The following is a 19,896-nucleotide window of genomic DNA, read 5'->3' as shown; positions in this document are numbered from 1 at the left end:
GCAACGCCATTTTTCACCATCCTAACTAACGGCATCCAGCGATCGCCTGATGCCCCGTGTCTTTACACTGGGGTTGGTGATAATAGACCGATAAGGTCGTGCATCCGATCAATAACTTGCTCGGCCCCAGCCGACACAAGAGCATCTGCACGGCTTTTTCGTTCATCCTCGCTTATATGAGTTCCCCCTACATAACCGATAATCTGCCCAATTCCGGCGGCAACGGCAGACCTTACCCCACTGATAGAATCTTCAATTGCCACGCAATCGGAAACTTCTGCGTCCAGACATTTCACTGCATATAGGTAGATGTCAGGAAGCGGCTTGGGACGCGGAACAGGGAGAGAGTTGTGAGCGCTAAATACCTGCTCGCTTGGGAAATAGTCGGTCAGGGCAGCAGCACTAAGGCAAGCACTCAGCCGCTGTAAGCTGCTATTACTTACTAGCGCATATTCAACTCCGTCGTCGCGCAGGTAAGACAGCACTTGGGGCGTTCCGACCGTCGCTTTTGCTTCTACAGTAAGCCGTTCGATCGCTCTCTTTTCTTCTTCAGCCACAAGAAAGTCAATATCACGCTCATTAAGACTGGTTGATGAGTCTGGGTAGAGCTTTTTGAGTATTTCCCTGTAGGGTTTCCCGGCGAAGCTTTTAACAAAGTCCTCAAGCTCATAATGTTGAGCGCCAGGGAACTCACGAGCCACTTCATTTGTCAGCCTCCATGCGCTCTTAAGTGCTATGGTTTCACTGTCAACAACTGTTCCGTCATGATCGAAAAGCACCACCAAATCATGCTGAAACTGTTTCATTTAAAAGACCTCCCTCACAGTAATTCTTAAGCGTAGTCAATAGTCCGTGGGTTTGGATATCTCGCAAAGCTTGTTGGCATTCATTATCTACGACCTCTGTGTGTTCGCAATTGTCCAACCCCAAAATCCCACTAATTACGGCGCCTTCTTGAATCGCTGTAATTGCGCTTTGGGTATCCTTGGCATGATAGGGTTGACCAGACTCGCACGCCTCTTCTCGGACTGCAAGCAGCCACGCCGCAACAGGAAGTATAATCCGCTTCATGCTGACTTTTCGGCAATAGGCATCCTGAAGTATCGGAAATATATACTTGCCTACTTTCCTCGCTGTTTCTGAAGAGATTCTCTCAGTAGTATCGGGAATATCTTCGTTACTGAGCCTTAGTAACACTTGTTCCATATATTGTTCACACATCTCGCGAGGCACTGGTGTTGCTGCTGCGATATCGTCCATGAGATGCCGAGTAAACAAGTGGAATTCCGGTAGGGCGATCGCCTCGTGCATATACTCTATACCTGCTCTTACAGCTAAACAGGCTATGAAGGAGTGTACTGCATTCAAGAATCTCGACTTCATATACAGAAAGGGAGTGATGTCGCTAGTCATAATCACCCCCGTATCTTCCCACTTGGGGCGATCGCCTGTGAATTTGTCTTCCACGACAAACTGCCAAAATGGTTCGGTTACAATGGGTGCGCGATCGCGAACCTGCAAGAGTCGGCTGGGGTAGTTATAGTCGGATTCCTGTTCTTGAGGCACAATCCTGTCTACCACTGAATTAGGGAACACCGCGTTATCCCTGATGTATTCTGCAAGTTGAGGATCGATCTCTTCAGCGTAAGCTAGCACTGCTTTTTGCAGGATATCCCCGTTTCTTGGGAGGTTGTCGCAAGAAAGTGTGGTGAACGGGGTCATTTTGCGATCGCGTCGTCTGCGTAGCGCCTCTACGATAAAACCAATTGCAGTAGTTGGAGTCGAAGGATTTTGCAGATCGTGCGCGATGTCTTCATTCGCTGTGTCGAGATTAAAATTCTTGTCTAGGTGGTAGCCTCCTTGAGTAATTGTCAGAGTCACCAGGTGCACAGAAGGAGATGCCATCTTTTCAAGCACATACTCGCACTTGTCTCTACCATTAACTATTTCCCTGATAGAACCGATAACTTCCGCTTCCTCACGATTTTGAGCGCAACTAGAATGTTTGGTCAAAGTGTAAAGGAATCTCTGCGGTTTCAACCTAGTAATGGTCTGTTGACTCTTGAGGCTAACCCCACAAATCCCCCATCTCTGCTCTTGGGCACCCTGCTGTGCAAGATAGTTATGTATTATGTAGGCGAGGTGGCCCCTAAAAAAACGACCAGGCCCGAAATGGACGATACCAGTCTTAAGCGCCCTCCTGTCGTAAAGAGACTGTTGCCTCCACAAACCAGTTACAGTACCGAAGCGAGAACTTGAAGAAACACTGGGCGGTCTGAGTAAGTTAACCATGAGACTTCTTATTAAATAAGTGTGATCGGGTAAAAGGAAAATTGGTCAGTCTGGGTATACCCAATGACCTACAAGCAACACAAATGTCTTAAACTGCGAAAATTTCGGGTATCCTTTGTGCCATCTACAAAGAAGCGTATTACCAGATGGTGGTTAGGGTGTGACAGATAGAGCCGAGAAAGAAAAAATCAGGTAAACCTAATTAAGAATCAAAGCTCAATTGGTCATTAACTTGAAGTAAGGCACAAGGGTACGCGACCTACTGCAACTTTGTTCAACTTTGGCAGGTGCGTAAGCCGAATCTATGCCCTATAAGGCGCAAATAGAGTGCTGTTAATTCTGGTTTTAGATTCCCCAATAACTCTGTAGATTGTGATGTTATTTCCCTTGGTCGCTGCTATCCTCCGTATTCAGGAGAATATACCAACCATTCTTGAGAGGTACTTATAACAACAGGGTAATTAGAGTCGGATAGGTAGAACAGAACAACAAGAAATTAGGTAAACTTAATTAATTAAGTATCAAATATAAAGTAGTCATTATCCTGAATTAAGGCACAAGAGTACGCCACATACTGCCACTTTGTTTAGCTTGGGCAAGTGCGTAAGTCGAATGTCTTTCCTACAGGGCGCAAATAGACTACTTTTAAATTCTGCCTTTAGATTACCTAATAACTCTGTACACTTTGTATGTTATTTACCTTGGTGGCTGCTATCATCTGTCTTCAGGAGAATATACAAATAATTCTTTAGAGAGACTTATAACCACAATCAAGTGTATACTTCGCTACAAGCAGTTAAGTTAGAGTTTGGCTTTTGTGTATAAAACGTCCAAAAAACAACGCTTTTCTGGAAAAGTCCTGTCTCTAGCGGATGGCTGATACAGCATTGCAATTCCGTTTCAGTCTGTCCATAAATTTTTAAAGTTTCCTCACTCATTCTCTAAAATTGGAATTACGACTCGACTAATTGAGGAACGGATAGCCGAAGTGCAGCGGGATGTGAGAGTCCATTACTCAGAGGTTGCCATCAACTTGTTGGGATTGTGGGAAAACTGAGGGAAGGTGGAACTGTACTTCAAACGCTACTACAAAGCGTTTAATGATTGCATCGAGAAACTGACGGAGTATTTCGTGTTTCCTTTCGGTCAAGCGCACCCTGCGGGATTTGTTTGAAATGGAAGCAAAAGTGCGATCGTGATGTTGAGTTGAATGCGATCGGCTTGTGCTGGGTGATGTTGAGTTGGATGTGCGGGTTCGGGGTGAGTGCGATCGTCAAACAATAACCTAGACGAACGCCACCTCCGATTTCTAATTCAGCTTCAAGGAACTGCGGAGCGTTTTTGAATGCGCCCAAAAGAATGGGGACACTCTCAATCAGAGTCTGTCATGAAGTACCATTCTCCACAAAAGCTTTTAGCTTTGAAGCGTTCCTCACTGCATTTCCCTCTCCGTCGTTGTTGAAGTAGACGAACACAGGTTGCCCTTGACTTTCCCACTCGTGGATGCGATCTGCCCACCAGTGCAAATCATCATCCGAGTAGGAGCCGCCGTAGAGATTGTTGGCGTCGGGGCCGTGGAGTCGCACATAGACGAATGAACCCGTTACACGCAGGATACACGGAAGGTGGGCGCCACTCATGACGCAGTAAGCCGCTCCTTCGCGTTCCAGCAGCGAAAATACCTCTTCCGTGTGCCAGCTTGGGTGTCGGAATTCCACAGCTACTTTGATCCAAGGGGGAACCTGTTCTAGAAAGTAAGCTAGGCGGGCCAAATCGCAGCCGAACTGGGGAGAGAGTTGGACGAGCAGAATACCCAATCGATCGCCCAGGGATTGAAGTCCCTCACTCATGCGTTCCAACCACTTTTCTGGCGAATAAAGACGCTTGGAGTGCGTTAGACCACGGGGCGCTTTTACGGTCATCAAAAATCCTTGGGGGAGGCGCTCTCGCCAGTTAGCAAAGGTAGTGTTTGGTGGCCAGCGGTAGTAGGTGCTATTAACTTCGACGGTTTGATAGTGCTGGATATAGCGATCTAGCCTAGAGCGAGGCGGTAGCTGGTGGGGATAAAGCACACCTTCCCAATGGTCGTAACTCCAACCTGAAGTGCCAATATGAACAATCGAATCCGGGTTCATTATCCCTTCCATGATTCGGATTTGGAAATCCCTACTGAACAAACAAAGTCCGCGCAGGCGGACTAAGAATATGATATTTTAAAACTGGATGCGATTGAATTACTTGGCTCGCTCGCTCCTACCTCGCTCTGCCGCTTTTTCTACTGCTTCCTGTCCCGGCGTAACTGCTTCGCCCACGTTATCTTTTACCGATTCTATAAATTTTTTGGTACTGGGGGCGATCGGTTGGTCGAGATTCAGCTTTTCTCGGATATTGTCAACGGCATCATTTCCTCCCTTCTCGATATCGGTTGTTGGCGGGCGATCGGGACGGGCAACTTCGTAAGACTTAGCTTCAGGGGTTAAAGATGTAGCGATCGCTTGCATTTTGTTGCCCGACAATTCCAATTCGGAGCTAAAAATCAGCGCTATTCCTAAAGCAAAGATTATTCCAACTCGCAGGCAAGTTGTAACTAAGCGCGATGTAAACTTTTTCATTGAAAAACTCTGTTTTTTCTGTGACGACTGTAATACAGAATAATTTCGGTTTTTGGTTTGCAAATCTATCTAAAGATAGGACTTGGGGCAAATTTATGGTATTAGCATTCTTCCCAAATCAACCTCAACAAAAAAGTTTTGGGCGCTGCGGCGTCAACAGGCTACCGAGCGCAACTACGAACTCAAAAAAGGTACATTTACTACTTCCCCTGACACCGATCCGACTTGCACTTTCAGTCCTTCGCCGCCCGCTTTTGTGCGGATGTAAGCAAGACCAAAAAAGCCGGATTCAGTTTCCGTAAAACTGGTGAGTTTGCCAACTTTTTCCTCTCCGATTGTGACTCCTGTTCCGGGTTCAACCGCATCGCTCAACTGCACGCCCCAAAGTTCCTGTTTTACTCCTTTGTAGGTGTTCAACCGGGCAATTGTTTCTTGACCGATGTAGCAGCCTTTGTCATAGGTAATCGTGTGTAAAAGGCGGGCTTCTAGTGGGTTGTAATCGTCTGTGAGTTCAAAATCGGCTGCGGGGCGTCCTTGTTCGATTCGCAGTTGTTCCCAAACTCGATCGCCCATCGGTACAGCCCCAGCTTTGACTAATTCCTTCCACAAGTTGGCTGCATCGCTTGCTGACGCAATTAACGTGTATCCGGGAGTTGCTAAACCGCTACCCACCGCAACTCGAACCCCCCCTTCATCCCCCCCTTGGTAAGGGGGGGAAAGAGGGGGGGTTTTTATCAATTTGTGAGTAGCGTAAGGTTGATTTTCGAGTTCGGTAACTCCTATTTTTTCTAATAGTTGAGTGCTTTCCGGGCCGAGGAAACTGAAAGCAACAGTTGTATCGGTTAAATCTGTTAACTCGACGCGATCCATTGGGAAAATATAGCGATCTAGCAATTCCAGCAGTTGGCGGCGGCGGTTGGGCGAAACTAACAGCAGTACGGCATCTTCTGTAGAATAAGCGGTGGCGAGATCGATCGTCCGGGCGGTGGAAGTCACAAAAACGGTGTCGCAACCTTGACCGGGTTTGAGTATATTAAAGTTATTGGTACTTTGATTGTGCAAGAACCGCAGGCGATCGCTGTCTGAGATTTGAATGCGTCCCCAGTGAGTGCGATCGTACAAAGCCGCACCTTGTTTAGTTGCTGCGATCGCTTCTGCGTCGTTACCAAAACTGACTGGCACAATTTCTTTGGTTGTTAACTCTACAAAAGTAGCACCGGCCGCTGCTTGAATGTCGTGCAATTCTTGAATCATAAGATTTTGTTGACTGTTGACTGTTGGCTGTTGACTGTTGGCTGTTGACTGATGACTATTGACTGTTGACTGTTGACTGTTGACTGATGACTGTTGACTGATGGCTGTTGACTGTTGACTGATGACTGTTGACTGATGACTGTTGACTGATGGCTGTTGACTGACAACTCTCAACTGACAACTCTCAACTGACAACTGACAACTGACTATTTGCCCAAATTGGTGAATATTTCTTGGATTAATTGGCTGGCTTTAGCATCAAGCCGATTCCAATCTACATCGCCAGTCTCATCATCAATCAAGCTAGTATCAATTACAACTTCTTGGCTTTGGATTTGACTGTGGGCGGGCTGGTAGTTGACAAAGCAGACTCGATAGCAAAGTTCCCAAATATCGATACATCTTTGCTCGCCTTGAAGCTCTAAAATTAGTTGATAGCCAGGAATGGGAATCTGCACTTCTTGATAAGTACCCGTCCAAACTGACTCCTCTAATTGTTTGCGGATGTTGTCGAGCACTCGGATCATCGCTGGCTGCATGAGCAGTTCAGCTTGCTGCCAAGCGATCGGGCTAGTTATTTTAGGCTTCATATACAGGGTTCTAAAAAAGAAAATCAATAAATTAATTTTCTAGCATTGGGTGCCAACTTTTGAGACATCCGCCACAGAATGTTAAATTGAGTCGTCACCAAATTCAACAGTCAACCCTAAACAGCAACAGCCGTTCTCGGCTTGACGGCTAAAAACGGCTGAAACTGTTGATATTGAGTTATCGGATGGGTAATGTAGGATTTGAACCTACGGCATCCTGCGTGTAAAGCAGGCGCTCTACCACTGAGCTAATCACCCAATTGCACTCACCGGGATTTATCATATCACAGTAACTCAGAAAGATCAAGTAAAAAAAATCCTAAACTTTAAATGCCCTCTGGCCGCACCCACGATCAAATAACCATGTGGAGTTTGCCCTTCGTGGCAGCCCTCACCTTTGGCCAGACTCAGAGCAGCAACCTGACTTTGCTCGTTTCCGGCAGTTTCTTATTCGGCGGGCTGATGTTTGGCCCCGACTTGGATATCTACTCGTGCCAGTATCAGCGCTGGGGATGGTTCAAACCCATTTGGCTCCCGTACCAAAAAAGCCTGCGCCACCGCTCTTTTTTGTCCCACGGCCCTCTGATCGGCACTGCTTTGCGAATCTTGTACCTCGCTATCTGGATCGCGGTTTTCGGAATGTTGGGATTGGCAATTGCCGAAAAAGCCGGGAACTTAGGCGGGAATTGGCAGGATGTGGTTTTGAGTTACGGGCGATCGATCTGGGAACACCGCATCGAAATTTTAGCCGTTTACATCGGTCTAGAATTAGGCGCTATGAGCCACTATCTAAGCGATTGGGGCGGCTCGGCTTACAAAAGATTCAAAAAGAAAGGATTGAGCGGGTTGCGGCCTCCTAAGACAATTAAGAGGCCCAAAATCAAAGCTCCCACTCGCACATCTAGCAAATCCATAGCGGAAGGAAGAAGGAAGAAGGAAGAAGGAAGAAGGAAGAAGTAATACAATCAGCAGAAGGAAGAAGGAAGTTCGGCAACGGATTCGCTCCACGGATGTAACGGATGTAACGGATGTTAGGAAGAAGGAAGAAGGAAGAAGGAAGAAGAAGTAATACAATCAATGGTTGGATCTCTTAACAACGTTATAACCGTCTTGGCGGTTGATATAAAAGGTAAATTATTATGTCTAATTCTGAAAGTCGATCGCTCACAGCACTCGCAGAACTTATAGAAGTTGTGGCTAAATTGCGATCGCCAGACGGCGGATGTCCTTGGGACTTAGCCCAAACTCCCCAAACTCTAATTCCTCACATCATCGAAGAATCTTATGAAACCGCCGACGCGATTCGCAAAGGAGATAAAGATGCGATTATCGAAGAATTGGGCGACTTACTGTTACAGGTAATTCTGCAAGCTCAAATTGCCAGCGAATCCAATCAATTTACCTTCGCCGAAATAGCTGCGGGCATCACAGAAAAACTAATTCGGCGACATCCCCACGTCTTCGGCGATGTCGAACTCAACAGTGTGGATGAAGTCAACGAAAACTGGGAAAAAATCAAAGCAGCAGAAAAAGGCACAACTGCGGAAAAGCCGCCAACTTTAGCCTCGAAAATGAGCCGTTATGCCAGCACTTTGCCGCCGATAACCGCCGGGATGAAAATCTCTCAAAAAGCTGCGGAAGTGAGTTTTGATTGGGACAGTGTAGAGGGCGTTTGGGATAAATTTCACGAAGAAATGGCAGAATTTGAACACGCTCTCAAACACGAGGATAAGGCAGCGCAGCAGTCAGAATTGGGAGATATTATGTTTGTGTTGATTCAATTAGCTCGCTGGTACGATTTAGATCCGTCGGCTGCTTTGCAAGGAACAAACGATCGCTTTGTGCAGCGGTTTGCGAAGGTGGAGGCTGCGTGCGATCGACCTTTGTCAGATTATGCCCCAGAAGAGTTAGAATCTCTGTGGCAGCAAGCTAAAGCTTTAATTGCTAAACAAAAGGGCGATCGGTAATCAATCACCGCAGATCAACACAGATCAAAAGACATCAGCGTTCATCTGTGTTCATCCGCTAATATCTGCGGTTCAAAACTCCCAATCTCAATAATTTGGTTGCATCAGTCCCGATGTCAGCAATCAACTACTCGTAAAGCTTCGCGTCATTATACGGCGGATGTTCGCAAGCGATATAAAGCGCATTTGTCGGTTCGAGGGCTTCCCCAGTCACCGGATCGATCGGCTTGAGGACAAAGCATAACAGAGAGAGCGATCGCCAATCCAAATTATCTAGCTTCCCACGTTCGTAACGGTTGACTGTTGCGGCACTGATACCGACATCTTTGGGTACGGGTTGATTTGTAGCTGTGAACAGCGCCTCTTCATATCCCTTTGTTTTGAACTCTGTTTCGCTGACAGACCAACCTGTTGTCTGTCTTGCTGCTTTTAAAATCTTCCCCAAACGCATCCGCCCCGTTTCCGTGAAGCGAACGGGACGCAATTCCTGCTCTTTGTCTACCACAGCTTTGTTAGAGAGTCCTGACATTACCTATCTGCAAATAATCTAGTCATAGAGCTTCGCATCGTTGTATGGGGGATGTTCGCACGCGATATATAAAGCATTTGTCGGTTCGAGGGCTTCCCCTGTCACCGGATCGATCGGCTTGAGGACAAAGCATAACAGAGAGAGCGATCGCCAATCCAAACTTTCTAACTTCCCGCGTTCGTAGCGACTAACAGTAGCATTACTAATACCGACATCTTTTGGTACAGGAGCTCCGGCTGTCCGAAACAGAGCGGCCTCGTATTCTTTTGTGACCATTTCTGTTTCAATAATTGACCAGCCCCGAATCTCTCTAGCTGCTTTCAGAAGTTTGCCCAATCTACCGCGTCCCGTATCCGTAAATCGCACAGGGCGCAGTTTTTCCCGATCGACGACAGCCTTAAAGTCAAGAAATCCCGGCATTTTACAGATCCAATTTAACTATTAAGTCAATCCTACGCCTCGACGTTTGGGTTCCAAAATTCAGTTCCGATCAACAGTAAGTCTTCTAGAGTAAGCAACCGCTTTTCAACCGGGTGAACTGGTTCGAGAACATCGAGGAACAGCCACAAAAGATCGGGTGCAGGCTTGTTGTAATAGCCATTTTCGATTCTCGAAATGCCTGCAATGCTGACCCCCAAAACTTTCGGCAAAGGCTCTCCCCCTATATTATAAAATTGAGCCTCATGCTGCTTGGTCTTTTCACTCAGTTCGTGAACGCTCCACCCCCTAGCTTCGCGCCACGATCGCAGGAATTTACCCAACCGCCGCAGCCCGGTATCAGTAAATCTGCGTCTCAAGTATTCTTTTTCTCGCCTAGCTTCTGCTACAACCATCAGTCATCACCTATCTGCATAAAGCTAAGCTATCACGCCTGACTTTCTAGTTTCATTTTTTAAGTTTGCAAGTTGACTATCTTATGTTACAATGTTGGAACAAAGTAGATAGACAGCTATGACACCACTATTTCGCCGCATCCAACCCTCGAAAAAGCTCCGCATCACCGTCAGGTCGATCGCCCAACTGCTCAAAATCAGCCAAAACCTGATTAAGCGAGTCGAATCATGGGCTTTCGTGGTTTTCGTCCACCATCGGGATAGAGGCGGCCTGTTTGTCAGCTACCGCAGGCTGGAAGAATGGCAAAATGCGATCGCCCATCATATCCAAACCAGCCCCACCCTTGGAGAACTCTCGCAGCTCAAAACATCCATTCAGTACGACAGCCGGAAATTCAAAAAACAATCTCTCCCAAAAACACTTGACTTTTTAATTCAAATGTGCATTGAAAGACAACACGAACTCAACATCTGGGAAAGCTTAAACTGCATTGCTTCCTAGCAAAAATGAGGCAGATTTCCTTTCCAAAAACAGAAGCGAAACATTTGCGAGCAATTGCGAGATAAAATCACCCCAAAAATCACCCGCGAATGCTCCGCCACATTCATGAAAGCAATCACCAAAGCAATTAAGACATTGCTTGAGCGATATAATCAAAATAAGGAGCTGCTTCCTTAGCATCCTCCTGATTGAGCAAAGCCAAAGAAGCTTCCTTCAAACAGCGGATAGCTTCGACCATGCCAGGAACAGGGACGCCGAGAGAATTATACATTTCCCGAACGCCAATCAAACCGATGCTTTCGATCGGCTCTTTGTCACCCGCCAAGATACCGTAGGTAATCAGGCGCAAGTACCAGCCGTAGTCGCGCAGACACAAAGCCCGTTCGCGCTGGCCGTAAGCATTGCCCCCAGGAGAGATAAAATCAGGTCGTTTTTTCCAGAGTTTTTTACTAGCTTCTTCAACAATTTTCCTCTCACTGTCAGACAGCGCAGTAGCAATACGCACCCGCTGTTCTCCGGTTTTAAAAAAATCTTTGATGCTTTGAAGTTCGCCGGTACTGGGATAGCGAAGTTCGTCGTCGGCTTGGAGAATTAGTTGGCTAACTACGCTCATTGTTATTCAAAAAAATTGAGGATATTTGAGAGTAAGATTAATTGACATTCTCATCCGTTAAAGATGAGATTCTGGGTTGGGCGATTTACTTTGCTTCTAACATTTATCAACATTAGAAGTAGCGGGTAAATCTCCGCAAACGTTATGCTTGATGTTCAAGCCCGTTTCCCTGTGTTCCAGGGTACTGCGGGAAAAACTCAAAAACTGCGATTGAGAGTTTTGATGTCGGCAGACACTTTGACTGTTTAACGAGTTTTTGCTAGCTCGCCCCAACAGCATATCGCACAGGCTCGATCGGGGCAACTCACGGCAGGCTTGACTTGCAGGTCGAAGCTTGGCTTTAGCACCAAGACTTTCAGCAGCAGGAAGACAGCCTGCAATTGAGTTTGAGTGCGATGGCTTACACCCCGCTTCGCTACGACTTATCTCAGGAAAGAGAGAGCGATATTGCATTACCATATCAAATCCTACCACGACTACTTGTGACCAAATCTAAATTCCCCACCCCAAACTCGACGAAATTGGCAAACCCTTGCCAGCAAGGTCAACTGATTGAGATAGAGATTACCGACTTGACAGACACCGGCGACGGAGTTGGTCGTTTTGGTGAGTTAGTAGTGTTTGTGCCCGATACCGTGACGGGCGATCGAGTCCTTGTCCGCCTCGTGCAAGTCAAATCTACCTATGCTACAGGCAAGCTGGACACACTTTTGGAAGCCTCCCAACACCGCATTCGAGCTAACTGCATTGTCGCCGACAAGTGCGGTGGCTGTCAGTGGCAGCACGTAGATTATCAATATCAGCTTGCAGCCAAGCAAAATCAAATCATTCAAGCCTTAGAAAGGATTGGCGGATTTAGCAATCTGCAAGTAGATGAAATTTTAACTGGAAAAATCGAGGGATTTCCTCAATTTTTGGGATACCGCAACAAAGCGACTTATCCTGTGGCAATATCTGGAACAGGTCAAGTCCAAGCAGGTTACTATCAAAAAAGCACTCACAAATTAGTCAATCTAAATCAGTGTCCGGTGCAAGACCCGCGCCTCAATCCTTTGTTAAAAGAAGTCAAAGAAGACATCCACTGGCGGGATTGGCAAGTCTACGACGAAAAGAAACATACAGGAGAATTGCGTCACTTGTCCTTGCGGATCGGACGGCGCACGGGCGAGATGCTGCTAACTTTAATAGTTCGCACTGGAGAGTTGCCGGGACTCGAAGAGCAAGCATCAGAGTGGCTGAAACAATATCCTCAACTGGTAGGTGTTTGTTTGAATATAAACCCCGCTCAAACTAATGTGATTTTTGGTGCAGAAACTCGCTGCATTGCGGGTCGTTCTTATCTACGAGAAAGATTTGCTGGGATGAATTTTCAGCTAAGAGCCGATACTTTTTTCCAGGTAAATACAGAGGCGGCTGAAGCGTTGTTAGAGGTGATGGTAGGGGAATTGAATTTGCAGGGAAACGAGGTTTTAATTGACGCTTACTGCGGTATTGGTACTTTTACTTTACCCCTGGCAAAACAAGTAAAAATAGCCATAGGTTTAGAAGTGCAATCAGCGGCGATAGAACAAGCCACATTAAATGGTGAGTTAAATGACGTGAGAAATGTCGAGTTTCAGGTGGGAACTGTAGAGAGTTTGCTGCCTTCCTTGGGATTGACACCGGATATTGTGCTGTTAGATCCACCGAGGAAAGGGTGCGATCGCACGGTTTTGGAAGCTATCAAGGAAATCAAACCAAATCGCATTGTTTATGTTAGCTGCAAGCCTGCTACTTTGGCTCGCGACCTCAAGATTTTGTGCGAAAATGGGGATTATAAGTTAGCGCGAGTGCAGCCGGCGGATTTCTTTCCTCAGACTTCTCATGTTGAGTGTGCGGCTTTTTTGGTGAGGTGAATGAAAGGGCGATCGTTGTTTAGTTAAATTCAATCATCAGCATCGGCGAAGAGGGCGGATAAATCTCGATAACCACTGACAACTCGCAAAATCTCTACATCCTGTCCGCTCGGCATATAGAGGATGAGATAGTTGTCTATGGAGAGGCTGCGAAGCTATGGTAAAATTTCGTGTCTTTGTCGTCCAATATTGGGAAATTGAGCAATTTTGGCGAATTTAGCGTCAAGATTGCTTAAAAAGCGATCGGCTCGATCGAGTCCCGATCGACTAGCGATGTAGTCTGCAATTTGCTCAATGTCTTGGATTGCGGGTTGAGTGAGGCGAAATTTTGGACTCATGTTTCTTTTGAACTGTAACGCGATCGCAAATTAGCTCGAATTTGTACCATTGCGGTTGCACCGTCTACGACTTCACCGCGTTGGGATGCTTGCTGGCCAATCAGTGCGTCTTGTTGGAGTTCTTGCAGTCGTCCTTGATAAATATCTTGCTGTTGTTCGAGTAGTTTAATGGCTGCAAGGATAACGTCGATCGCGCTGTTGTATTTGCCGCTGCTGAGTTGGCGCTGCACGAGGGCTTCGACTTCAGGTGGCAAAACAATTTGCATGGTGTTTGAGATGAGGAGTGTTGATTCTATTGTAGGCGATCGCCCTTGAGTTAGATTGGTTTGTTGAGGGGCGATCGCCCATCTAACCATCTTTATCCAAATCTTCTGTTTTTGGAGCTTCTGAAGTTGAGGGAAATGTTAATTGGATGTTGATATCCATTGATATTGTATTTTTCTCAATCACACCGATACCAACTATTTTTACGAATGCTTCTGTAGGTATAGAATTATTTATTTTAAATTCAGGAGCAGACTGAGTTTTATATCCGGCTTCTTCTAGCCGATCGCAAATATTGCGCCAATTTCCTACAGGTTCGTTAGGTACATCTGCGATTTTTTTAACATATTGGTATAAAGTTTTACATAAATAAACCTCTGCACTTTTGGAACTCTGAAACAGTTGGCGGGCTATTTCAGCGGGACTGCAACCGGAAAGCAATCCTCGCAGGTAAAGTTTTTCTGTTTCTGTTAGTCCCCTTCGCGATCGAGGAGAGATTTGCCGTTTAGCTTCTGCAAAAGCTTGGTACAGTCTTTCTAAGTCCCAGTGTTTCGCTGCTTCGGCAAATAAGTCTTCCTTTGAGGCCATTTTTGGGTGTGTTGAGATGTGGCTAACGTCAGCATAACCGAAACTGCTAGCGTTTGTTAGTTGTATGCTAGCTGTGCTTAGTGTATTGTTATATACATCAGATATAGTTGAGTTTGTTGGGGCGGTGTGACGCCGAGTAGGAATACTCAGATTCAACAATGGGCGTGATCGGCTGATCGGCTTTTACAACAAACAGTTTATTTAATCTAAGCAAACACAGGGCAAGTCTATGTACTTGTCTCTAATCAACACGGGAGAATAACGTGTCTAATTTTTTCACGCCTGAATTTAATAACGAAAGTGCGATCGCCCCTTGGAATGCCAGCCTAGAACCGACTAAGGCTATTATCCCGCAGCTAGATGCTAACCGCGTCCTAACCGGGGGTGCTAGTCAGGAAGTTAATATCCCGACTTTAACGCCAGAAGCCTATGACAATATGATCTTGCCTGACGATTTGCTAACCCGGATGGCTAATGGGGCGATCGGCGACTCCAACAGCAGTTTAACGGATAGCTCTGTCGATTTGCTAACAGGTCAGGCGATGTCCGAGGTTTATGGGGATTTAAGTAAGTTTGCGGCCGGGCCAGATTTCGTGGCGAAGATGAATTTGGCTTTTGGGGAAAACTGGGATGCTGCGGGTGCGAAAGCCTTAGCTGAAGGATGGTTTCAGGGAGATTTTAGTGATATCCCGCCGATGAAGGTTGTCTCGTCTGCTGAGATTGGCGGGGCAAATGGGGGTTTTGCTGGGGCGACGGATACGATTTATTTATCTAAGGAATTTTTGGCTCAGAATGCGGCGAATCCGGCGGCGGTTGCGGATGTGTTGCTGGAAGAAATCGGGCACTCTGTTGATTCGCGGTTGAATGTTACGGATTCACCGGGAGATGAGGGGGCGATTTTTGCGGCGGTTGTTCAGGGGAAGGAGTTGAGTGAGGGTGAGCTTCAGGGGTTGAAGAGTGAGGACGATATATTGACCATAACGCTAAATAATCAAAAGATTGATTTAGAGCTATCTGTAAATTATAAAACTATTGTTGAAACACCTACCGATGCAGCTACATCAGTTGCATCCAATCAGTTCGGTTTGGAATTAGCTAAATGGCAAACATATGCTAAATTCTATATGTCTGATTCAAATCCTGTTGAGGGCGAAGTAATTAATTTTGAATTAACTATAAATTATAATAATTTCAAAAAGGATATTTTCGGGTTGCTTAATCCTTATACAGTCTTTGGCTATAGTAAAAGTTTAGGAAATAAGACAACAGATGCTGTGCCTCCATTAACATCATGGCTAGGAGTAAGAAACGGAGATTTTGTAAATCCCGAGCAGTGGACATTAGAAGTCGTTGACAGACTTGGGTCAAACTCAACTGTAATTGATGGTGGTAAAGTTAATGTTGGTATTGCTCCTAACCCTATTTTTAACTTCGGAGGAGAAATCAATTTGAAAACTAACAACCCAGGAACAAAGTTTCTTAGTATTGACAACTATGGTCCTTATAAAGACAATTGGAATTGGTTACAAATACTTAATCGTTTAAGCCCTAATAATGATACTGGAAAATTTTTTGAAACTGGATATTGGAAAATAAAAGGTCAAGTTAAAGCAGACATTAAAACTTTCAGTCCTGATAATTATAACTGGCTGCAACTTTATTTTAGTACGACAGCAAGGTATAGTTATAATGGAGCAGTTCCGGGGTCAGATACATATTTCGACAACAAGAAAATAGATGCAGACCTTTATGCTCTTTTTCCTCGTAATCCTTTTGAGAATAATGCGGTAGGTGGTGCAGATTTAAGCAATTAGTGTTGATGTAGTTAATTTAAAAATGCAGTTTAATTGCTAGGTTTCAATATTAACTGTATCCCATTTAAAAACTCTCAATCTCTAGTTACTTAACATTTAGGAGCGAAGAAAAATGACATTAACATTTACCAATAATAATGGTCTTATTCGCTTACTCGGCGATAACACGTCTGAATCTATCACCCTATCCCCCGGACAACTAACAAATATTCCAGGTGGCGTGTGGGTTCTCGGCGGCAATGATACAGTAATAGGGTCTGCCGACAGCGAACTAATTCTGGGAAACGACGGTCAAGATAGCATTTCCGGCGGTGCTGGTAACGATACGCTCATAGGTGGCAAAGATAACGATCAGTTAGATGGAGGAAGTGGCAACGACTCTATCCGAGGCGATGCCAATGAAGATATCATTAGAGGCGGAGACGGAAACGACAGTTTATTTGGTGGCAAAGGCAACGATCAACTCTTTGGCGATGCAGGAGATGATTTTCTCTCAGGCGATCAGGGAAATGATACCCTCACAGGCGGACAGGGAAACGATAGATTTGTACTGTCAACAGGTGGGGGTTTAGATATCATCACCGACTTTGGAAATGGGAGCGATTTCATCCAAGTACCAGCAGGTGTAAGTATCAGTGATATTTTAATTGAATCGACAAGTGCTTTTACCTTACTTAGTCTTAGAAGTACAGGTGAACCATTAGCCCAACTGAATAATGTTCCGGCTTCCAGTATCACAACTGCAAGGCTTTTGTTGCCTAATCAACCACTTCTTGAGAGTCCTGGGACTGTAAATACACCAGGGCAACCTCCAGAACCTTCTCCTCCTTTGTTGCCTGATGTGCCACCATCACCTATTGGATTTTGAAATGTAGTGGTATCGCCCCTTTTATTCTTAGGAGCGATGGTCTTTTTTCCCAAAGTGCGATGATACTTTCAGTGTCGGTATCTACGAGGACTCGTCAAAGCTCGATCGCGCTCTGGAAACTTTGATTGCAGCGGGCATCCCCTGTCATTTATATAAAATACTGACTTCCAACGATGACATCGATTTGAAGCCTGTAACGCAATAGCTCAAAGCAGTCTGATCATGTCTTGGGTGTACAATTGTTCTTTTTCCGAAAGTGCGATCGCCTCTAGGACATCTCAAATCCAAAAGTGTGATCGGCATCCCTAAGTTAAGATATAAACTGAGAAATCACCCTTATAGTAATACGACAGGAATGTGCGATCGGAAATTCTCAAAATCTTTATCAGTAGTGAAAATGGTGTAGCCGCGACGATGAGCAACGGCACATAACAGAAAATCAGTATTTGATCCCTGAACGCCATTACTGCGACAGGTATTGAAAAACTCTGCGGCTAACTCATAATCTTCAGTTGTTAGCTCTAAATCAGGAAAAGCACGAAGATACTCTCGCAATCGAGCAAACTGTTCCTTGTAGCGTACGCCAGAAAGTACCTCCTGACGAATCGCCCCCAGTAAAACAACTCGTCCATCTGCAATCAAATCACGCAGTACATTAACAATAGCGATCGCATCATTTGTTGTGTTGCGCCGCAAGGCCAACGACCAAACGGAACTATCAACAAGAACATTCATAAAGTTTGTCGCTGTTGCTTGTAGTTATAATCTTCATCGTAGTCAACAGTACCAAACAATTCCATTACTTTTAGTTGTTTGCGACGTTGAATGTACTCGCGTAAAGCTGCTTCGATTAATGTAGTAGGTGTTGGATGGTTACTCAAATCAAGGGCTTCTTGAAGGAGATTGTTGTCAATTTCGAGCGTAGTTACCATATATTTTCCTCGTGCAAGTAGGGTATCACGCAATTGCCACCGAACAATGCTGTAATTTTAGTGTAGCACTGAAACTCTATCAATGGGCGATCGCTTTCTGCATTTAGTTCGCGGGAGGAGTAAGTTTTCTATGCCTATTAAAACTAATTCTTCTATCGATACATTCAAGTCGTTGGCGAGTTTTTGTAACTTCAGGAGTCGCTCATCAGAAAGGGCGATCGCGATCGTATTCATCTGACTTACTAACTAGCATGATGCCTTAAGTATAGCCAATAAATCACTGACCTTTAGTCACCGTTAAACCAAATGGTAGGGTGCCTTAGACATTAATTATTTCAATTTCAACAGGTTTGAAGGATCAGACGCACCCTACGAACAGTATTTTGATCGCCCCCACCATCAACTAGATGCAAGCTAGATCCAGTCCGGCCTGAATCGGGGGGAGTCCAGAAGTATAGAATAGAGGTTGCGGAACCGGCACACCGCCCGATCGCTCGCCCCCAGCAATTTGTTACCCTAAAAATAGAATCTCCCCTCCCTCAACTCCCTCCCATGAACAACGCTTCTCCCCTGATTCAAACGATAACTCCAGAACGCTGGGCCGGGTTTAGTATGGACTTTATAGGGGCGGGTTACACGGGTTTGTTGGTCAAAAACGGCCGCGCCGTGCGTACCCTAAAACCCGGGCGACATTTCAGCTTTGCCCTTCCCCTGCTGGAACAGTCTCAAATTGTCCTCGTAGACACCAAACTCCGCAATTTGGACGTACAGTCGCACGGAGATTTTTTGTCTAAGGATCGATTTTTAATTGATGCCACTCTGACCGTTATTTATCAAGTTATAGAGCCGAAACGGGTTGCTTTGGAATTGTCCGATCCTATAGCTGTTTTAGCAAGTGCAGTTAAGGATTGTATGGGATTAGCGATCGGGCAAATACCCCTACAACAGCTTATTAGTCAAGGACGGCTGTTGCTGCGCCAAAATTTGCTCGATCGCGTCCAAGATTTTTATACCCTAGGTTTTAACTTAGAAGACGTGCGAATTGGCGATGTCAGCTTTCCCGAAACCAACGGAGTTATTCGCCAAGTTGAGGGAATGAGTGCCCGACAGGAAGCAGAAAATGCCGCCGCCCTGCAAATGAGAATTGCCGAAGCAGGCCGTCCGATTGTTCCTCAATCTCCCGTACAGCAGTTAAACTTAATTTCAGGTAATTCTCCTGCGAGTCTTCCAGCTTCAGACACAGCAGCAGGGTTCGATCGAGATTTACAACAACTGACACAACAACTTGCTCAAAACAGTCTCCCTCCTGGGAGAAATCCTCCCCAACTTGCACCAACGGTACTCGCAAGCAGCGATCGCAAAACAACCGCATATTTAATCTACAAACTTTCTGGAGAGGCGATCGCCCTAACGGCCAATCCCTTTACAATTGGACGCGAACCAACCAACACTTTAGTATTACAAGATCCGCAAAGTTCGCGCTACCACGCTCAAATCCGCCGCGCCACTGACGAACTTGGCAAACAGCGGTATCAGCTTGTCGATAGCGGCAGTTCCAACGGCACTTTTGTGGGTGGGCAGAGGCTGGCTGCTAACGAGCCTTTTTGGCTGCCAAATGGCTGCGAAATTGTGATCGGCGACCAAAAATGGATCTTTCAAAATTCGTGAGTGAGAGAGATGAAGATTTGTTTAAACAGCAGATAAACACAGATAAATCCCATCGGTGTTCATCTGTGTTTATCTGCTGACATCTGCGGTTGCAAAATCCCAATCTAAGTAACTTGCTTTAATCACGATATAAAAGTAATAGATTCCGAATCTACCGTCAACAATATGAATGTTTTTTTAAACAGCAGATAAACACAAATTAATTCTATCGGCTTTCATCTGTCAGGTTTCTGTAGGCGCGTTGTCAAGAGTCCCCGCCCTGGTTGAGTCGATGTGGGGTATTATCCCCAGCACCTCTCAGTTAGAACTGGACGTGCCAGTTTCCGTGCATCCAGCT

At 45.6% G+C, this 19,896-nt stretch carries 24 protein-coding genes and 1 tRNA gene; 7 read left to right on the top strand and 18 right to left on the bottom strand.

Annotated features, from left to right (window positions below):
* Positions 1-62: 62 nt before the first annotated feature.
* The 7 genes from QUA03_RS09770 to QUA03_RS09740 all read right to left on the bottom strand — a co-directional run bounded on the left by QUA03_RS09770 (position 63) and on the right by QUA03_RS09740 (position 7,006).
* On the bottom strand, positions 63-806 hold the full coding sequence (locus QUA03_RS09770; RefSeq protein WP_333211644.1) for an HAD family phosphatase: 744 nt from the start codon (positions 804-806) through the stop codon (positions 63-65).
* Positions 787-2,292 carry a mannitol dehydrogenase family protein gene (locus QUA03_RS09765; RefSeq protein ID WP_333211642.1) on the bottom strand — a complete coding sequence of 502 codons (1,506 nt, stop codon included), beginning with the start codon at positions 2,290-2,292 and terminating at the stop codon, positions 787-789. The genes QUA03_RS09770 and QUA03_RS09765 overlap by 20 nt, the downstream gene beginning before the upstream one ends.
* Before the next feature lie 1,385 nt (positions 2,293-3,677).
* Complete coding sequence (locus QUA03_RS09760) at positions 3,678-4,427, bottom strand: DUF72 domain-containing protein (RefSeq protein ID WP_333211640.1); 750 nt, start codon at positions 4,425-4,427, stop codon at positions 3,678-3,680.
* A gap of 99 nt (positions 4,428-4,526) precedes the next feature.
* The gene (locus QUA03_RS09755; RefSeq protein WP_333211638.1) at positions 4,527-4,904 is read right to left on the bottom strand and encodes a hypothetical protein; all 378 of its coding nucleotides are present in this window, start codon (positions 4,902-4,904) and stop codon (positions 4,527-4,529) included.
* A 174-nt stretch (positions 4,905-5,078) separates the two neighbouring features.
* Positions 5,079-6,158 (bottom strand): CAF17-like 4Fe-4S cluster assembly/insertion protein YgfZ, encoded by a 1,080-nt coding sequence (gene ygfZ / locus QUA03_RS09750; RefSeq protein ID WP_333211715.1) that lies wholly within the window; start codon positions 6,156-6,158, stop codon positions 5,079-5,081.
* A gap of 206 nt (positions 6,159-6,364) precedes the next feature.
* Positions 6,365-6,748 carry a hypothetical protein gene (locus QUA03_RS09745; RefSeq protein WP_333211636.1) on the bottom strand — a complete coding sequence of 128 codons (384 nt, stop codon included), beginning with the start codon at positions 6,746-6,748 and terminating at the stop codon, positions 6,365-6,367.
* Between the two features lie 186 nt (positions 6,749-6,934).
* Positions 6,935-7,006: transfer RNA gene (locus tag QUA03_RS09740), tRNA-Val, on the bottom strand.
* A gap of 72 nt (positions 7,007-7,078) precedes the next feature.
* On the opposite strand from QUA03_RS09740, the gene QUA03_RS09735 reads away from it, so the two are divergent.
* Together QUA03_RS09735 and mazG are read left to right on the top strand one after the other, a co-directional pair.
* Positions 7,079-7,708 carry a metal-binding protein gene (locus QUA03_RS09735; protein WP_333211633.1) on the top strand — a complete coding sequence of 210 codons (630 nt, stop codon included), beginning with the start codon at positions 7,079-7,081 and terminating at the stop codon, positions 7,706-7,708.
* 179 nt (positions 7,709-7,887) lie between these two features.
* Positions 7,888-8,715, top strand: coding sequence for a nucleoside triphosphate pyrophosphohydrolase (gene mazG / locus QUA03_RS09730; RefSeq protein ID WP_333211632.1), 828 nt, complete (start codon positions 7,888-7,890; stop codon positions 8,713-8,715).
* Positions 8,716-8,842: 127 nt separating this feature from the next.
* Here mazG and QUA03_RS09725 read toward each other — a convergent pair whose 3' ends face one another.
* From QUA03_RS09725 to QUA03_RS09715, 3 genes are read right to left on the bottom strand one after another with little or no spacing between them, the layout of a single operon-like run.
* Positions 8,843-9,244: a helix-turn-helix domain-containing protein gene (locus tag QUA03_RS09725; protein ID WP_172192721.1), complete on the bottom strand. Its 402-nt coding sequence runs from the start codon at positions 9,242-9,244 to the stop codon at positions 8,843-8,845.
* Positions 9,245-9,262: 18 nt separating this feature from the next.
* On the bottom strand, positions 9,263-9,664 hold the full coding sequence (locus QUA03_RS09720; RefSeq protein ID WP_333211630.1) for a helix-turn-helix transcriptional regulator: 402 nt from the start codon (positions 9,662-9,664) through the stop codon (positions 9,263-9,265).
* A 32-nt stretch (positions 9,665-9,696) separates the two neighbouring features.
* Entirely contained in the window at positions 9,697-10,077 is a 381-nt protein-coding gene (locus tag QUA03_RS09715; protein ID WP_333211628.1) for a helix-turn-helix transcriptional regulator, read from the bottom strand.
* A 118-nt stretch (positions 10,078-10,195) separates the two neighbouring features.
* Between QUA03_RS09715 and QUA03_RS09710 the strand changes: the two genes are divergently transcribed.
* Entirely contained in the window at positions 10,196-10,579 is a 384-nt protein-coding gene (locus QUA03_RS09710; protein WP_333211626.1) for a hypothetical protein, read from the top strand.
* A gap of 127 nt (positions 10,580-10,706) precedes the next feature.
* On the opposite strand, the gene QUA03_RS09705 is transcribed toward QUA03_RS09710, so the two are convergent.
* Entirely contained in the window at positions 10,707-11,192 is a 486-nt protein-coding gene (locus tag QUA03_RS09705; RefSeq protein WP_190655955.1) for an allophycocyanin subunit alpha-B, read from the bottom strand.
* A 96-nt stretch (positions 11,193-11,288) separates the two neighbouring features.
* Positions 11,289-11,651: a hypothetical protein gene (locus tag QUA03_RS09700; protein WP_333211625.1), complete on the bottom strand. Its 363-nt coding sequence runs from the start codon at positions 11,649-11,651 to the stop codon at positions 11,289-11,291.
* A gap of 23 nt (positions 11,652-11,674) precedes the next feature.
* Here QUA03_RS09700 and rlmD point away from each other — a divergent pair, with 23 nt between their 5' ends.
* Positions 11,675-13,087, top strand: coding sequence for a 23S rRNA (uracil(1939)-C(5))-methyltransferase RlmD (gene rlmD / locus QUA03_RS09695; protein WP_333211623.1), 1,413 nt, complete (start codon positions 11,675-11,677; stop codon positions 13,085-13,087).
* A gap of 155 nt (positions 13,088-13,242) precedes the next feature.
* On the opposite strand, the gene QUA03_RS09690 is transcribed toward rlmD, so the two are convergent.
* Genes QUA03_RS09690 through QUA03_RS09680 form a run of 3 tightly spaced genes read right to left on the bottom strand, consistent with a single transcriptional unit; the run spans position 13,243 to position 14,277 of the window.
* Positions 13,243-13,425: a type II toxin-antitoxin system RelE/ParE family toxin gene (locus tag QUA03_RS09690; protein WP_333211621.1), complete on the bottom strand. Its 183-nt coding sequence runs from the start codon at positions 13,423-13,425 to the stop codon at positions 13,243-13,245.
* Positions 13,422-13,781 (bottom strand): type II toxin-antitoxin system ParD family antitoxin, encoded by a 360-nt coding sequence (locus QUA03_RS09685; RefSeq protein WP_333211619.1) that lies wholly within the window; start codon positions 13,779-13,781, stop codon positions 13,422-13,424. Before QUA03_RS09685 ends, QUA03_RS09690 begins: the two co-directional genes overlap by 4 nt.
* Complete coding sequence (locus QUA03_RS09680) at positions 13,774-14,277, bottom strand: DNA-binding response regulator (protein WP_333211617.1); 504 nt, start codon at positions 14,275-14,277, stop codon at positions 13,774-13,776. The genes QUA03_RS09685 and QUA03_RS09680 overlap by 8 nt, the downstream gene beginning before the upstream one ends.
* Before the next feature lie 437 nt (positions 14,278-14,714).
* Between QUA03_RS09680 and QUA03_RS09675 the strand changes: the two genes are divergently transcribed.
* Together QUA03_RS09675 and QUA03_RS09670 are read left to right on the top strand one after the other, a co-directional pair.
* Complete coding sequence (locus tag QUA03_RS09675) at positions 14,715-16,091, top strand: hypothetical protein (RefSeq protein WP_333211616.1); 1,377 nt, start codon at positions 14,715-14,717, stop codon at positions 16,089-16,091.
* Between the two features lie 112 nt (positions 16,092-16,203).
* The gene (locus QUA03_RS09670) at positions 16,204-16,959 is read left to right on the top strand and encodes a hypothetical protein (RefSeq protein ID WP_333211614.1); all 756 of its coding nucleotides are present in this window, start codon (positions 16,204-16,206) and stop codon (positions 16,957-16,959) included.
* A gap of 336 nt (positions 16,960-17,295) precedes the next feature.
* Here QUA03_RS09670 and vapC read toward each other — a convergent pair whose 3' ends face one another.
* The 3 genes from vapC to QUA03_RS09655 are packed head-to-tail and all read right to left on the bottom strand — an operon-like array spanning position 17,296 to position 18,125.
* Entirely contained in the window at positions 17,296-17,694 is a 399-nt protein-coding gene (vapC, locus tag QUA03_RS09665; protein ID WP_333211612.1) for a type II toxin-antitoxin system VapC family toxin, read from the bottom strand.
* Complete coding sequence (locus QUA03_RS09660) at positions 17,691-17,891, bottom strand: type II toxin-antitoxin system VapB family antitoxin (protein ID WP_333211610.1); 201 nt, start codon at positions 17,889-17,891, stop codon at positions 17,691-17,693. Before QUA03_RS09660 ends, vapC begins: the two co-directional genes overlap by 4 nt.
* A gap of 57 nt (positions 17,892-17,948) precedes the next feature.
* The gene (locus QUA03_RS09655; RefSeq protein ID WP_333211609.1) at positions 17,949-18,125 is read right to left on the bottom strand and encodes a hypothetical protein; all 177 of its coding nucleotides are present in this window, start codon (positions 18,123-18,125) and stop codon (positions 17,949-17,951) included.
* 318 nt (positions 18,126-18,443) lie between these two features.
* Here QUA03_RS09655 and QUA03_RS09650 point away from each other — a divergent pair, with 318 nt between their 5' ends.
* Complete coding sequence (locus QUA03_RS09650; RefSeq protein ID WP_333211607.1) at positions 18,444-19,559, top strand: SPFH domain-containing protein; 1,116 nt, start codon at positions 18,444-18,446, stop codon at positions 19,557-19,559.
* The last annotated feature ends 337 nt before the right edge of the window (positions 19,560-19,896 follow it).

Origin of the sequence: Microcoleus sp. S36b_A4 (assembly GCF_036700645.1) — a bacterium.
Lineage (GTDB): Bacteria > Cyanobacteriota > Cyanobacteriia > Cyanobacteriales > Microcoleaceae > Microcoleus.
This window is presented reverse-complemented; position numbering and strand designations above follow the sequence as displayed.

Coding starts and splice junctions, on each gene's coding strand:
- QUA03_RS09770 (WP_333211644.1), bottom strand. CDS start 806: ATGAAACAGTTTCAGCATGATTTGGTGGTGCTTTTCGATCATGACGGA.
- QUA03_RS09765 (WP_333211642.1), bottom strand. CDS start 2,292: ATGGTTAACTTACTCAGACCGCCCAGTGTTTCTTCAAGTTCTCGCTTC.
- QUA03_RS09760 (WP_333211640.1), bottom strand. CDS start 4,427: ATGAACCCGGATTCGATTGTTCATATTGGCACTTCAGGTTGGAGTTAC.
- QUA03_RS09755 (WP_333211638.1), bottom strand. CDS start 4,904: ATGAAAAAGTTTACATCGCGCTTAGTTACAACTTGCCTGCGAGTTGGA.
- ygfZ (WP_333211715.1), bottom strand. CDS start 6,158: ATGATTCAAGAATTGCACGACATTCAAGCAGCGGCCGGTGCTACTTTT.
- QUA03_RS09745 (WP_333211636.1), bottom strand. CDS start 6,748: ATGAAGCCTAAAATAACTAGCCCGATCGCTTGGCAGCAAGCTGAACTG.
- QUA03_RS09735 (WP_333211633.1), top strand. CDS start 7,079: ATGCCCTCTGGCCGCACCCACGATCAAATAACCATGTGGAGTTTGCCC.
- mazG (WP_333211632.1), top strand. CDS start 7,888: ATGTCTAATTCTGAAAGTCGATCGCTCACAGCACTCGCAGAACTTATA.
- QUA03_RS09725 (WP_172192721.1), bottom strand. CDS start 9,244: ATGTCAGGACTCTCTAACAAAGCTGTGGTAGACAAAGAGCAGGAATTG.
- QUA03_RS09720 (WP_333211630.1), bottom strand. CDS start 9,664: ATGCCGGGATTTCTTGACTTTAAGGCTGTCGTCGATCGGGAAAAACTG.
- QUA03_RS09715 (WP_333211628.1), bottom strand. CDS start 10,077: ATGGTTGTAGCAGAAGCTAGGCGAGAAAAAGAATACTTGAGACGCAGA.
- QUA03_RS09710 (WP_333211626.1), top strand. CDS start 10,196: ATGACACCACTATTTCGCCGCATCCAACCCTCGAAAAAGCTCCGCATC.
- QUA03_RS09705 (WP_190655955.1), bottom strand. CDS start 11,192: ATGAGCGTAGTTAGCCAACTAATTCTCCAAGCCGACGACGAACTTCGC.
- QUA03_RS09700 (WP_333211625.1), bottom strand. CDS start 11,651: ATGGTAATGCAATATCGCTCTCTCTTTCCTGAGATAAGTCGTAGCGAA.
- QUA03_RS09690 (WP_333211621.1), bottom strand. CDS start 13,425: ATGAGTCCAAAATTTCGCCTCACTCAACCCGCAATCCAAGACATTGAG.
- QUA03_RS09685 (WP_333211619.1), bottom strand. CDS start 13,781: ATGGTTAGATGGGCGATCGCCCCTCAACAAACCAATCTAACTCAAGGG.
- QUA03_RS09680 (WP_333211617.1), bottom strand. CDS start 14,277: ATGGCCTCAAAGGAAGACTTATTTGCCGAAGCAGCGAAACACTGGGAC.
- QUA03_RS09675 (WP_333211616.1), top strand. CDS start 14,715: ATGATCTTGCCTGACGATTTGCTAACCCGGATGGCTAATGGGGCGATC.
- QUA03_RS09670 (WP_333211614.1), top strand. CDS start 16,204: ATGACATTAACATTTACCAATAATAATGGTCTTATTCGCTTACTCGGC.
- vapC (WP_333211612.1), bottom strand. CDS start 17,694: ATGAATGTTCTTGTTGATAGTTCCGTTTGGTCGTTGGCCTTGCGGCGC.
- QUA03_RS09660 (WP_333211610.1), bottom strand. CDS start 17,891: ATGGTAACTACGCTCGAAATTGACAACAATCTCCTTCAAGAAGCCCTT.
- QUA03_RS09655 (WP_333211609.1), bottom strand. CDS start 18,125: ATGAATACGATCGCGATCGCCCTTTCTGATGAGCGACTCCTGAAGTTA.
- QUA03_RS09650 (WP_333211607.1), top strand. CDS start 18,444: ATGAACAACGCTTCTCCCCTGATTCAAACGATAACTCCAGAACGCTGG.